9 protein-coding genes are annotated in these 14,288 nt (G+C 53.8%); 2 read left to right on the forward strand and 7 right to left on the reverse strand.

Going from position 1 to position 14,288, the window contains the following annotated elements:
* Positions 1-136: 136 nt before the first annotated feature.
* The 3 genes from IPK01_15645 to IPK01_15655 form a co-directional block, all read right to left on the reverse strand.
* Complete coding sequence (locus IPK01_15645) at positions 137-397, reverse strand: hypothetical protein (protein MBK7934870.1); 261 nt, start codon at positions 395-397, stop codon at positions 137-139.
* Between the two features lie 632 nt (positions 398-1,029).
* A complete protein-coding gene (locus tag IPK01_15650; GenBank protein MBK7934871.1) occupies positions 1,030-3,735 on the reverse strand; it encodes an HAD-IC family P-type ATPase in 2,706 nt (901 codons plus the stop codon).
* Between the two features lie 62 nt (positions 3,736-3,797).
* A complete protein-coding gene (locus IPK01_15655) occupies positions 3,798-4,316 on the reverse strand; it encodes an ATPase (protein MBK7934872.1) in 519 nt (172 codons plus the stop codon).
* A 295-nt stretch (positions 4,317-4,611) separates the two neighbouring features.
* On the opposite strand from IPK01_15655, the gene IPK01_15660 reads away from it, so the two are divergent.
* A complete protein-coding gene (locus IPK01_15660; GenBank protein MBK7934873.1) occupies positions 4,612-4,929 on the forward strand; it encodes a hypothetical protein in 318 nt (105 codons plus the stop codon).
* Positions 4,930-5,548: 619 nt separating this feature from the next.
* Here the strand turns inward: IPK01_15660 and IPK01_15665 are convergent.
* A complete protein-coding gene (locus tag IPK01_15665; protein ID MBK7934874.1) occupies positions 5,549-9,667 on the reverse strand; it encodes a protein kinase in 4,119 nt (1,372 codons plus the stop codon).
* Positions 9,668-9,987: 320 nt separating this feature from the next.
* On the opposite strand from IPK01_15665, the gene IPK01_15670 reads away from it, so the two are divergent.
* Positions 9,988-10,389: a hypothetical protein gene (locus IPK01_15670; GenBank protein ID MBK7934875.1), complete on the forward strand. Its 402-nt coding sequence runs from the start codon at positions 9,988-9,990 to the stop codon at positions 10,387-10,389.
* Positions 10,390-10,468: 79 nt separating this feature from the next.
* On the opposite strand, the gene IPK01_15675 is transcribed toward IPK01_15670, so the two are convergent.
* The 3 genes from IPK01_15675 to IPK01_15685 all read right to left on the reverse strand — a co-directional run bounded on the left by IPK01_15675 (position 10,469) and on the right by IPK01_15685 (position 14,185).
* A complete protein-coding gene (locus tag IPK01_15675; protein MBK7934876.1) occupies positions 10,469-11,329 on the reverse strand; it encodes a M20/M25/M40 family metallo-hydrolase in 861 nt (286 codons plus the stop codon).
* A 582-nt stretch (positions 11,330-11,911) separates the two neighbouring features.
* Positions 11,912-12,373 carry a hypothetical protein gene (locus IPK01_15680; GenBank protein MBK7934877.1) on the reverse strand — a complete coding sequence of 154 codons (462 nt, stop codon included), beginning with the start codon at positions 12,371-12,373 and terminating at the stop codon, positions 11,912-11,914.
* 63 nt (positions 12,374-12,436) lie between these two features.
* Positions 12,437-14,185 (reverse strand): DUF885 family protein, encoded by a 1,749-nt coding sequence (locus IPK01_15685; GenBank protein ID MBK7934878.1) that lies wholly within the window; start codon positions 14,183-14,185, stop codon positions 12,437-12,439.
* Between the last annotated feature and the right edge of the window lie 103 nt (positions 14,186-14,288).

A 14,288-nucleotide genomic window follows, 5' to 3' on the forward strand; every position in this document is an offset into this window, starting at 1 on the left:
TTTAGCTAGTGGTTTGCTTCCAACAGGTTCTTGGCTTTAGCCGAACATTGGGCTAAAGCCCAAGACTTCCATCTACCGTTCCACTAGCTACGGCTTTAGCACTGGCCGATCCGTGAGGCCAGAACCTAGTGGCAATTCATAGAAAAGTCCGCAGTCCGTGTAGCGGATGGCAGCATGTAGCCCCGTGGCGTGAGCCCCGGGGAAACGCGAACACATTCCACAGAGCCCGCGTTGGCACGCTCCTTAACAGTCGCGTTTCCCAGTCCACGATCCCCGGCGGCAAAGTGCCGGTCAGACGTTTGATCACTCTCGCCTGTAAGGTCGCGAATTCCCGCCAAATGCATGCTGAAATTGCGTCAGAGACCATTATCGTCACGATCTCTCTGATCAAATTCATCGCATTCGTCGGGATAATAGACACTTTCCCGCGGGGGGGCGTACATTCAATGCCTCGGCGGCAATGTGATCGCGGTAATATGTCTTTTCAAGATGTTCAACTTTATCGAGATCATCGAAATCACACTTTTCGGCCTCGGTCACTATCTTTCACAAACAGCAATATTTCAGGGGTCGAAAAGTGCCTAATGAACCGCCGAGTTCGACACCCATTCCGACACCCTAAAACACGTTTTTTGAATTGCGCAAAAATGGCGATTTTATGGCCACCGATCGTCGAGTGTGTAGTACGCACCACAATTCGAAACCGAGGTGAAAAAACACACATTTTTTATCACCCCAAAACGCGCCGCTTTAGAGCAGCAGCCGATTTTTGTATCTGGCGAGATCTCTAAAACCCGATCCGCTTTAACAGATCGTCAAACCGCGGTTCGCTGTGAAGGCCCTTCATACGGCGGCCCAATTTTGAGCGTGGGCTCGATACGGGAACTAACGGAACGGGTGAGACCCCATTTCATTCTGGGTCATACTGACTGTGAAATGGTCTAAGTAACTCAGAGCTTTGTGTATTACCGATCGAGAAAGGGCGCGATACTCGCGTTCTCGAAAACGACTGCCAGCCAAAGTTCGAAATCACGCATCTCGACCGGCATGCCGCCGCTGCAAAGACTTGAACATTTCGACTAACGCGATCGGAAGGATCACGCATCCGAGCGTGGCGATCAGATCTTTCCAGTTGGGCTCGACGAGTCCAAGCAGTTGAGCAAGTGCCGGAACATATATCGCCGACAGCTGGAGCAAGATCACTATTGCGATCGCTCCAAACAAGTATGGGTTCCCAAAGAAACCTCTGAATGCCGAATGCGTTCGCGAACGGCAGTTGAATGTATGTCCGATCTGGACACCGACGAGTCCGAGCATCGCCACCGTTCTTGCATGAGAGCCCGGACCGTATTCGTTTAGCGCCCACAAATATGCGCTCAGCGTAATGGCTGCGAGCATTACTCCCTGCCAGCCGATAAGCAGGAGAAAGCTCCCCGAAAGAAGGTTCTCGTCTGATGAACGTGGAGATCGCTTCATCGTTGACGGCGACGCCGGTTCGACCGCCAACGCAAGTGCCGGGAAAATGTCCGTTACGATGTTTATCCAAAGTATCTGCAGCGGCAGCAGAGGCAGCGGCAGACCGGTTATGATCGCGACAAAGATGACCAGGACCTCGCCCAGATTGTGCGAAAACATCATATGCACGAACTTGGTGATATTCGCGTAGATCATCCGTCCGCCTTCGATAGCGTTGATGATCGTCGAGAAATTGTCGTCCGTCAGCACGATATCGGCCGCTTCTTTGGCGACCTCGGTTCCGCGCATTCCCATTGCGACGCCGATGTCCGCTCTTTTCAGTGCCGGAGCGTCATTTATACCGTCCCCGGTGACCGCGACGATCTGTCCGGCGTTCTGCAGCAGTTCGACTATCCGCAGCTTGTCCTCCGGCGATACCCGTGAAAATACATGCACCCGTCGGGCTGCCTCAGTTAGGCTGGCGTCATCGGCATCCCGAACCTCGCTGGCGTGCATCGAGAATATCTCATCGTCGCCGGCAAGCCTTAGCTCCCTGGCGATCGCCCGGGCGGTCATCGCCTGATCACCGGTGAGCATTACGATCCGAATACCTGCCAAGCGTGCAGCTTCGATCGCCTCGCCTACCCCGGCACGCGGTGGATCGCTCATACCGGCTACGCCGAGAAACGTGTATCCCACGTCGATATCTCCGCTTTCGTCCGCCATCGCTTTTTCTGCGATCGCGAGCACCCGCAGGCCGCGTCCCGCCATCTCTTCGTTGACAGCCAGAAACCGCTGTCGCCCCGCATCGTCGAGTGCCTCGGCAGATTTCCTGCCCGACGCGTATTCCGAGCACATCTCAAGGATGACCCTCGGGGCACCCTTCGCCATGGCGGTCAGCGTACCGGCGGCTTGATCTCTAAAGACGGTGATCATCCGCATCGATGCCGAGTCGAACGGCAACTCACGGATCTTTTCAAAACTCCCTCGCACGGCAGCCATATCCGGAAGCAGATCCCGAGCCGCAACCAGCAGAGCGATCTCGGTCGGGTCGCCTACCGTCTCCTTTCCCGAGGCATCGCTATCGAATGCCGCATCATTGCATAGCACACTGACCAGCATCAGACGTTTCAGAATATCGTTAGAGGTTTCGCCTTCTCCGGGTTCGACCACGTTTCCGTCTGCGAGCCCATACTCCGTCACGGTCATCCGGTTCTCGGTCAGCGTTCCGGTCTTATCAGTACAGATGACGGTCGTGCTGCCGAGAGCCTCGACGGCTGAGAGCTTTCGCACGATCGCACGCCTTTGGGCCATCCGCAGGACGCCCAAGGCGAGGATCAGCGTGGTTATCGCCGGCAGACCCTCGGGTATTGCCGCCACCGCGAGGCTGATCGATACCTCCAACATCATCGCCGGGTCATCGCCGCGGAGAAGACCCGCCAGCATCACAATTACCGCGATCGCGAGGACTATATAGACGAGGATCTTGCCGAGCCACGCCAGACGTCTTTCGAGTGGCGTGTGTTCATCTTCGGTCTCTGCCAACAACCGGCCGACATGTCCAAGCTCTGTCTGCGGGCCGGTCGCAGTTACGATCGCCAATGCACGTCCGGACGTCACCATCGTTCCGAGATGGAGCATCGAAAGGCGTTCGGTGAGGATCGACGAAAACGAGACCGACTCGATAGATTTGGAAACGGGAAAGCTCTCACCGGTCAGGGCGGATTCGTCGGCCTGTAGATTCACGGCTTCGAGCAAGCGGGCATCCGCAGGAACCCGGTCGCCGGCCGCCAGAATGACGATGTCCCCGACGACGAGGTTAACGGCGTCGACAACACTTTCCAATCCTCCACGCCGAACCCGTGCGGCTATGCGGGTCTGATCTTTCAGGGCATCGATGGCCTTTCCGGCACGCCATTCGATCACAAAGCCGACAACGGCATTGATGATCAACACCGTAAATATGGCGACGGCCTCAGGGATGCCGTTGGTAAACCACGCGACGACGCTTGCGGCAAGCAAAAGCCAGACAACAATATTGGCGAACTGCCTTAGAAAAACCCGCAACAACCCCGGGCCTGATATTTTTGCAAGAACGTTTGGACCGTCTCGTTTTAGACGTTTGTCCGCTTCTTTAAAAGAGAGGCCGGCGGCGATATCCACGCCGAGTTCATCAGCGATGATGAGGCCGTCGACGCTATGTGAATTCCCGTAAGCACAACTCAAGCCGCCACCGGGCCGCTGAGTGTCGCAAACAGGATCAGTTGATGTTTTTGCCATTAAGCTGTTTGCTTACTCTCGTCGGCACAGTATTGCCTGTCACCCAAATTCGGTACCGCGATCTAGTCGCGATGCCAGTTTACCCTCGCCACCTTGTTCTCATGCGAGAAATCGTATTTGACCTCGCCGGAATACGCCTTGTTAAGAGCATGACCCAAACGCTGGGCAAGATGCTCGGTCGTAGTTTCGATTATGGTCTTGTCGCCGGAGTCGCTGAGCTGCATGACCCGCGACAGAGGATTGTCCTCGGCCGCCCGGTTTGCTTCGTTCTCAATGAGATTGATGATCTCATCGTGGTGTTTCGCAATAAACCCGCCGCTCATCGTCACATAACCGCCGACAATATGGTTCTCGATCTGCTTACACGCGGGACAAATTACCTCGGTCGCAGGCCGCCAATGTTCGTGCTTGGCAGTTTCTCGGGCGATGGTCGGACTGAACCAATGCCCGTCACTGTAGAGCGACTCGCACCGCGGGCAAAATGCCGGCTCACTGAGTTTCATGGCCGCCCGCCGGGCACCGCCCTCATGATCGACGCGCTTAGTAAAGGTCTGATCTGTATAACGTTTTGTGCTGTTCATATCATCACCTCAGAAATATAAAACGCAAGCGCCGTGCCCGACTTGCCGCATTGCGAAGACCAGTAAACGAGCCGTTTTCACGCCTCGGGTTATGGCGTTTAGGACGGATCAGCGGCCAAACCCGAACGGGGCGCGAGTTTTTACATACCCGCCTGCGAGAACTCGCCTCGTCAAGCCAACTGAACCAGCAAATATGGGGCTCTTGAACGAATTATCATTCGGCACGTGACTTGCGCGCCTTATTATCGAGGGAACAAATATCAGGCCGTTTTAGCAACACGGCAAGGAGGATAAAATGTTAGCTCAAGCAAACGAAATAATAGATAAGAAGAACGGTGTTTTGAAAAATGCTGTTGACTTGGCCGAGCGGATCGTGCCGGCGGCATTGAACGTCGATCGTCTGAAAGAACGGGCAACGCTCGCTATCGAAGACGGCATGGTTGACGCCAAGCGAATGGTCAAACGTGGAGTTTATGCTGCCGAAGATCTGGTCGAGGACACGGCTCATCGAATTAAAAAGGACCCGTTCGCATCGGTCGGGATCACCTTTGGCGTAGGCATGGGACTCGGCATTTTTGTCGGCTGGCTTATCGCCCGCAAGACCAAAGCCTGAGCCTAAAGTTTAGCCTCGGCGCGAAGTGAAAAGTAGTTGAGTGGTTCGGTCGCACCGCCGCCGATACTCTCGCACCCGATGGGTGCGAAGTTGGGCGGCGATGGGAAGTTGTAGACCGCGCTTTTGAATGACAAGGTTGGGCGGCGATGGGTGTTTGGTTTAATTTGACCGCAGCGGCGGCAGGTGACAGTTTTTTATACCCGTTTTACGATTGTCGCTGGGGGTCTTTTTATTGTCGCTGACCCCGTTTTTTACTGTCGCAAGCCCCCTAAAACATTGTCGCTGGCCCCCTTAAAAACTGTCGCAGAACGCATTTTTACGGCATTTTTCGCAATTTTGTTGATGAAATTGTGGTACGTACCACAATTCGAACGCGGGGGTGAAAAATACACGTTTGGTCGTTCCCCGAAAACGAGTCTCAAGCCTGATCGACCCGCGCATATTTCCCGGACAGAAATACGAATACAAGGTCCGTGCCGTCGCCGCGACAAACATCTTACACTACTTAAACTCGGCGGACATTTAGGCGCTCCATAAGCATCATAAGGCTCCGGCTCGATGCCCTGAGAGGGAGGCTGTCTGTAAGAGCGGCCAGCGGGAAATAGTATTTCTTGGTTCTTTAAAATCCGATCCGCTTCAACAGATCGTCAAATCTTGGGTCGCTGTGAAGGCTCTTCATACGGCGGCCCACTTTTATAAGGGTCAGCCAGTTCGAACGCTCCTGAAAGGCACGCTCGAGCCAGTAAAATGCCTTGTCTTTTTCATTTAAGCCGGCATAAACGACCGCGGGCAAAAACGGCGAGACCTGCTTCTGAAGCACTTTCTGCTCCAGATCGACAGCTACTTTCACAGCTTCATTCCGTCGTCCCGCAACTGCATAGGCATGGCCAAGGGCCATATCCGCCAGCGGATCTTTCGACAGTTCTTTTGCTTTCTGCAGAGCGGCGATCGCATCATCGTATTTGCCCTGTTCCTGCAATATTTCGCCGAGGTTCATATACGCCCGCGAAAACGACGGATCGCGCGCGAGTACCTGCCTGATCTGCGTCAGAGCCTCATCATTTCGACCTGCGATATACAGGGCCCAACCGATGTTTGTCGGGATATTAAGCGACAACGGATCGATCTGCTGAGCGATTCGCAGTTCATTAAGAGCCTCGTCGGTCCGGCCCATTGCAACGAGGAAATTGCCGTACGAATTATGAGCCTCCGGATTATTGGGACCGAGCTGGATCGCCTGTTTATACTCGCGTTCGGCACCTTCGAAATCCCAATCGTACGTCGCCTTTACGGATGCCAGCGAAACATGAGCGGCGTTCAGCGTCGGGTCGATCGCCAATGCCTTTTGCGCTGCTTCCTTTGCACGTGAATATGCTTCCTGCGGCGTCATTGATCCGTACGCAGGTGCCGATCGATACGCCAGAGCAAGGCCTTGATACGCAAGCGCGTAGTTAGGATCCAAGCTGAGTGCGTTCTTGTAAAACTCGATGCTTTCGGTCGTACCCGCCGGCGTTCCCTTCTGTCGGCTGAATTCGCCCTTCAAATAAAGCGAAAAGGCTTCGTTATTTTCGGTGTAGCTTTTCTTTGCGATCGCGGTCCGGCCGTCGGCCTTAAGCTCAAGCTTTTCGATCGTAAGCGATATCATTTCGCCTTCGAGCGAAAGTATCTTGTCGGCCTTGTCCGCAAAATACATTGAAAAAAGCCGCTTGCCGTCTGCAACATTTATAAGCTGTGTATTAAGCACAAACTCATCGTCCTTTTTGGTCAACGTGCCAACAAGCACGCTGTCCGCGGCCAGTTCCCTGCCGATCTCCTGCGGGTCCATTTGATTAGCTTTGTAACGAAACGCCGACGCACGCGTAACTGTTCGGATCTCAGGAAATGTACTGAGCCTGTTATTAAGTGCGTCGCTCATACCGTCCGAAATATAGTCATTTGCCGCGTCACCGGTCGCGTTCTCGAACGGCAGTACCGCGATCGCCCGCGGAGATGTCGAGATCGGCCGAAGCACCATCTGATTGCCGCGACTTACCGAAAACGATATGAATCCCGTGAAATATCCGATCGACAATAGAACTGCTAATATCCCGGCGACCGCAAATTTCACTCGATGCCGTCGGCCAAAGCTTGCCGGCAAGCTGCCGGTCTGCATTTCCGGCACCGGAATTGTCGGAGCTTCGTAAATAGCACGAGTTCCGCCCGTGGTCCTTCCCCGCAATGGTTCATCGGTCATTTGACCTTCGTCGACCCTTGTCCGTGCAACAAGTTCCGCATATCGGAGGTCGGATCGGATCGGATCAAGCTTTTTCTCCGTCGTGAGCCATACCATCCACGGGTCATGTTCATCGACGGCGATATTCAGGTACTCGAAGGCAGCATCCAATTGTCCGGTCGCGACCCGTGAGAGGCCAAGGAACATTGGTTTCACATAACCGGCCGACGCTGAGGCCTCCATCTCGTCGGCAAGCTTTATTGCATCATCACGGCGGCCGGCGGCCGAGAGGGCAAAACACAGATAGTATTGCGCCATCGCTGAGCCGGGCATCAACTCCATTGCCCGCTCGATCTCATTGACAGCCTCACCGGCTCGTCCCAATTCGATCAACGCGTATCCACGCTGCAAATGGCCCTGCGGATAATTGTCGTCGAGGCTGATGATCTCTTCGGCCTTCTCAAGTGCAGTATGAAAATCGCCGGTCTGATAGATCGTCCAGGCGACGAGTGTTTTGGTTCGCAACGACATCGGATCCAGATCCTCGGCCTTTCGAACGGCACTGATCCCTTCGTCCGGCCGGCCGGTCGTTACAAGAAGGGCACTGTACCACTCATACGCGTGCGGATAATGCGGAACGAGATCAAGTGCCTTGAGCATTAGCCGTTCGGATTCAAGAGGCCGAAAGTTGTTATTTGTGATCAGTGACAGCGAAGCGTAAGCCTCGCCCAATTGATCGTCAATTGCCAATGCCCGCTCAAGCGCAGAGATCGCATTGTGATGGTATTCGCTCGCCGGGATCAGGCCATATATGTTGGCCCAAATATAAAAATCCGCGATCCCGACGTGGGCAAGTGCGTATTCCGGATCGATCATCGCCGCTTCCTTAAAGGCTTCGATCGCTTTGCCAAATGACGCTATAGTGAATTGATTCCAATAGAAACGCCCGCGCAAATAGGCCTCGTATGCCTTGGGATCGTTGGTCCCGCGTTTTGCTAGCTTTTGCTTCTCTTCACCGGTAAGCTGTGGGATCAGAGCCGCGGCGACCTGTTCAGCGATCGCGTCTTCGAGTTCCAGAACATCGATCAAATTCTCATCGAACTGTCCTGCCCATATCGCCGTCACATTTTTGACATCGAGTAGCTGAAGCGATATCCGCAAGCGATCGCCAAACCTTCGGATTCGACCGTCAAGGACAAATTCGACTCCCAATTCCATGCCGGCACGAAATGGATTGATCTGATGTTCGTTGTAACGCGTGATCGAACTCGTCGGCCGCACGGTCAATTTCCGCACGCTTGTAAGGCGCGTGATTATCGCATCCGCAAGCCCGACGGTGAGGTACGCTTCGTCCGTATTCTCGCCGCTCGACGGGCTCAGGATGCTAAGCGGCAAAACAGCGACCAATTTCCCTCCCTCAACGGGATCTGCGGTCGAAGCTTGCGGTTTGGGTAACGAAAGCTGAACCGCGACAGCTTCGCCTTTCAGATGGCGTTCAATATCATTTCGCATTTCCGCGACCGACCCGTATCGACCGGCGGCGTCCTTTTGCAGAGCTTTCAGAATGATATTGTCGAGGTTTCCGCGGAGCTGTTCAGCTAAATGCTCGGCTATTGGGGGCCGCTGTGATGCTATTCCGGCAAGCGTCGCGGCCGACGGGTTCACCTTGACCGAGTCAAGGTCCGGATCCCCACTGTCTGCGGCGACGCTCGGCTTGACGGGCTCGTCGTCGCAGATCGCACGGGCAACATCATGCGTCGAACGGCTCTTTAGCTTATATGGCCGACGACCTGTTAATAATTCAAAGAGGATCACGGCCAGGCTGTATACATCGGTCGCGTATGTTACCTTTTCGCCGCGAACCTGCTCGGGGCTGGCGTAATCCACCGTCATCATTCTCAGCGCCGTCGCCGTCGGTTGCAGCGTGTCCGATGCCATCTCAGGATCGAGCAGTTTCGCGATACCAAAATCGAGCAACCTCGGCTGGCCGTCATTCGTAACGAAGATGTTCGACGGTTTAAGATCACGATGAATGATCTGTTTCTCGTGGGCATATTCGACCGCCTCACAAACGCGGCAAAAAAGCTCGAGCCGCTCCTTCACGGTCAGCCGCCGCTTGTCGCAGTAGCGATAGAGAGCTTGGCCGTCGATAAACTCCATCACAAAATACGGCCGCCCATCCGGCGTGGTGCCGCCATCGATCAGACGCGTGATAAACGGATGATCGAGAGCCGCGAGGATCTGGCGTTCGTTGCGAAAACGCCGCAGCACGAAATCAGTATCGATACCCCGCTTTACGACTTTCAGAGCGACGCGCAAACGGAATTCGCCGTCGGCACGGTACGCCTCATAGACCGCTCCCATTCCGCCGCGGCCCACCTCGCGTTCGATGCGGTAATTGCCGAGCACGGTTCCTACCATCGGATCTTCGTCGACGTCATCGAGCAACGCCGACAGCACATTACTCTTGGCGCTGTCGTACAGCGGCTGCTCGATAAAGCTGCTTGCCTCGTCAAATTGCGACAATAGCTTTTCGACCTCGGCCCTTAACTCGCTGTCGTCGCCTGCTTTTTTTGGATATGAATTGTGAGCGCTCGGCCGCGTCGAGTTCCAGTGCCTCGTGAAAGATCTCCTCGATCTGCTGCCAGCGTTCGGGTGTCATCGAAATCAATAATCAGCGCTCAATTATACTCGGACGGACTCCGATATTTTATTATTTTTCATCCTCCTTGCCTATTTACGTCAAATGCTGCCGTGTTGGTTCAGCATTTTGCTTGACTTCAATTGCCATTTGGGTTTACAAAGAGAGCATCCGGTAAAAAGAGACCAGCAGAAGGAGTTCCAAAATGGGTAGAAAGATCCTTTCCGTCGTCGTTGCATTGGTCGTCGCATTTGCGGTGATGATGATCATCGAAATGCTTAATTCGCTCCAACTCACACGTCCCTCAGCCGAAGTTATGGCTGACCGTGCAAAGCTTGCGGAATATATGGCAAATGGTCCGGCGAGAGCCTATGTTGTCGTATTGATCGGCTATTTTCTGGCATCATTTGCCGGCGGGTTCATCGTTACCAAAATGAGTCATCAGGTAACGCAGTCAATGACGCTTCCTATCGTGATCGGAGCTTTCCTGACGTTGGGAATGGTCGCGAATCTATTTATGCTGCCCGGCCAGCCGTTATGGTTTGCAGTTTTGGGCCTTTTGATCTTTATCCCGACCTCGCTCCTCGGCCACCGAGTCGCGAAATAGGAGTTTGCCCACAAAACACACGAAGCAAGGACAGATTCCCGGATCTTGTCGCTTTCCTGCATTTCGCGGGCCATGTTTCTTACGGTTTCATCCCCTCGTTCCAGACTGGTTTGAAGTCTGAATTGACCAGCCACTTTACAGGCTCGACCATAGAATTGATCGAGCGCGTCATGTGGGAAAAGTCGATCGTCTTCACCTCGTCGGTTACTTTGTGATAATCCGTGTGAAGCCCAAAGCTGGAGACGGTTTGAGCGATCACGCCCGCCCTTGCAAGCTGATAATTATCCGAACGCATAAAAAAGTTCTCCGTCGGGTGCGGGTCCTGAACGAGCTTTGCTCCGCGTTTCGCGAGTTCCGGCCCGAGGTTTGAACGCTCGTAGCCTGTCAGCCAAAGCTCCTCCGCCTTTACTTTCGCGTCCGGCCGGCCGATCATCTCGAACTCAAGATTCGCGACCAGCTTGTCCTTTGCAAAAGGCATATTCTCGATGAAATGCCGTGCTCCGTGGCCGCCTGCTTCCTCACTGCCGAAACATACAAAATAGACCGTCCGCTTTGGCTTGGCTCCGCTGCCGAGAACTCGAGCGAGTTCAAGCACCGCGACCGAACCCGAAGCATCGTCGTCCGCACCATTGAAGATCTTGTCGTCGCCCGGCGTATTTTCCCGAACTCCCAAATGATCGAGATGCGATGACAGTAGGATCACCTCCGCGGCAAGCGTCTTGTCTGTTCCGGTGATCTTGCCCATCGCATTCCACGTGAACGTCGCCGGTGCACCTGCTGTGAGCGCGGTCATCTCGATCTGAGAACCGTCCGCGACCGTCGAAAGTGCCGCCGCTGAATCCTTTGACAGGGCGAGCAGATTTGGTCCCCGGCGTGAAATATTCACTTTACGGCCGGCGACCGAACTCCAATTCGCACGGATCTCCGAAGTCTCCGCCATCAAAATAGCACCGGCGCCGTCCTGCTGCAGCTTTCCGATCATCGCCTGGTCAAATTTGTCGTCGGGACCGAGCATCAACAGAACGATCGAGCCCTTTGTTGCCGCTGTTCCGGGCCTTAACTTTTGCAGCGGGCCGGAGATCTGCTTCGAGTTCATCGCGAAAACGATCACATCGGTGCCAAACACCGGTGGTTTCGCGAACGCATTGACAAACTTTACATCGGTTACCGCTTCGCGGCCAGGAACCGTGACGGTTTGAACGAATGTCTGCTTCCCGTCAGGCCCTATCTCGCCGGCAGGTTCAAGGCCGAACTGCATGAACTGCGTCCCAATGTACTCGGCCGCTATCCGCTCGAATATCGTGCCGCTTCCGCGTCCCTGCAGGGCGTCGCCTGCGAGAAACTGCATTTGCGCTCTTACGTCGCGTTCGTTCACGGCCGCCGAAGAGGCCTTTTGACCGAAGCCGAATGACGACGCGGCGAACAGAATAATAACTAGTTGTAGATGTCGAAATACTTGTCTTCTCATGTTAATAGCCGAATCTTGATTACGAACCAATCACAATAAAGTTTCGGAAAGCACTTATCCGGCGAGCAATTGAATTCCGCGGATGTAAATTCGTTTATTGCGATAGCCATAAGTCACCTTTTTCAGATAAAGCTGATTGTGCAGGATTCCGCCATCGCGAAAGAACGTACAAACGCCCTTTCGACAACCGACCAGCGGCCAGGCGACTTTATTCGGCAGGCCGTCGAACTCCTGTTTTTTGATCCAGCGTCCCATGGCGGCAAATGAACCGAAGCTGTAATACTCAAATTCCGGATCGCCGATAGAATTCTCGATCGTCAATTTGACCTTTCCCCTGAGCAGATCTTTGACATCAAGCTTTCGCAATTGCCCCCGCTCAAATGCCTTTGCGATCTCTGCACCGGTCTTCTTCGCCTGTTTGTCCTGCGTTTGTGCCTGAGCCGCACCACACAACATGATGATCGAAGCGACCATTACCGCACCGATCACCGTTAGTTTCAAAATTAGATTTTTCATGATTTACCTTTTGTGGACCTCGGCCCCACTTCGTGTTTTGGTCAAATTTCGGGGCCTTTTTTTTTAGTTGAGCTTGTAATAACGCCAATTCGGCGTGAAATCGAGAGTCAGTTTCTGCTTGGTCAGAATGGCACGGACCATCTCGACCGGTATTGGACCTTCCTTGAGGATCGCATCGTGAAAATCACGGTCGGTCATCTTTTTTGTATCGACCAGATCTCGATGCAGCTGATGGAACTGCAGCCCGCCCATCATATACGCCATTTGATAAAGCGGCCCGTAGTCGCCTGAGAATGAGCGCCTTACTTCTGCCAAAGCGTTGTCACGTTCGTGGCCCACCTTGTTTACCAACAGATCGACGCACTGCTCGGGCGTCCAATTGCCAAGGTGGAAATTCAAACTAAAAATGATCCTTGCCGCGCGGTGAGAACGCCAGAACAACGCGCCGATCTTATCCTCCGGCGTTTTGTTAAATCCGCGGTCCCACAGCAGGAACTCCCAATAAAGCGCCCAACCCTCAGTATTGAAAGGCGTCCGAAAATCGCCGCGATACTCGCGATATCGCCGTGACATATAGCCTTGTAGATGATGGCCCGGAATTAGCTCGTGATGCGTCACGGCACGGGCAAAATGCGGGTTGTTGCCGCGCATCGACATCAGTTTTTGTTCGTGGGTCATGCCGTCGGTCGGATAGCTGACAAGGATCGTCTCGCCGCCGAGAAAGAAAGGAGCGACGAGCTGCCGCTCGGGCGTCATCATTTCCATTCGCCAGCCGTCGCGTGCGATCTTTGGCACTGTCACCAGATCGTTCTTTTCGACGTATTCGATAGCCTCGTAGGCAAGTTTTTTGATCAGCTCGGGTTGCTTGCCCGGCTCGACGTATTTCTGCTTGACGGCCTCGATGGCCTTCATATAATCGTCGCCGTAGCCCATCTCACGTGACGCCTTTTTAAACTCGGCGATGCACCAATCAAATTCCTTATTCGCGATCTGAACCAGTTCCTCGGGCGTGTATGGGATCATCTCGAACTTCAACTCATCGATCAGAGCTTCTCGCCCGATCGGATCGCCGATGATCGTTACCTTGTCGTCAGGCTTGATGCCGACCAGCTTTTCAGCGATGAAGTTTTGATACTTGCCGAGCGATTCGTCCGCTGCTTTGAACGGGGATTCGCACCACCACGTGAATGTCGGATCGTACGCGTTATAGAATGTGTACCAACGCCGCAGCGTACTCCGCAGTTCGCCGACGGTGCGTGCGGCTCGGTTCGCGACCGTGCGTGGTGTTCGGCCGCTCGTGTCCGCTTGCGCACTTTTCAGCGTAGCGTCGATCGTCTTGGCAAGTTCGTTCAACAACGCTGCGGACTTCGCCGGATCGGCAAACTCCAGCTTGCGTCGTGTGTCTTCGAGATCGCTGATCGTCTTGGCAAAAGGTATCAGTCCCGCCGTTTCGGCAAGCTGTCGGTCCACGCGCAAAAGCTCCTTTCGCTCATGTTCAAGTAAGTTCTTAAATAGCAGGTAATCTATTTGTTCGCTGTGATTTAGCATATCAAAGCTGAGGCCGTTTAATAGCTGAAATTGATCGTCGTACAGCTGTTTGAAGCGAGTTGATCTATTACTTGAGGTTGGTGCTGAATAGTACCGATTGAGTATCCCGCGGTCCTCATCAAATTTCTCGATAACACCCCGTAATTGCGATGGCGAATCATTATACGCCGACAACGTATCGTTCGTAGCCTGCGCAGCAACAGACTGAAGCAAGATCGAGAACACGACGAATAAATAAATGACCTGACGCAATGGTGATCTCATATATTTCTAAATGACCTAGATTAGTAGAATTCTAAACCAACCGGCTGAAAAAACGTAAAGATAAATCCTATTAAGATAAAGAGGCCGAACCTGACACGGGTCC

This window comes from Acidobacteriota bacterium, from assembly GCA_016713675.1.
GTDB lineage: Bacteria > Acidobacteriota > Blastocatellia > Pyrinomonadales > Pyrinomonadaceae > OLB17.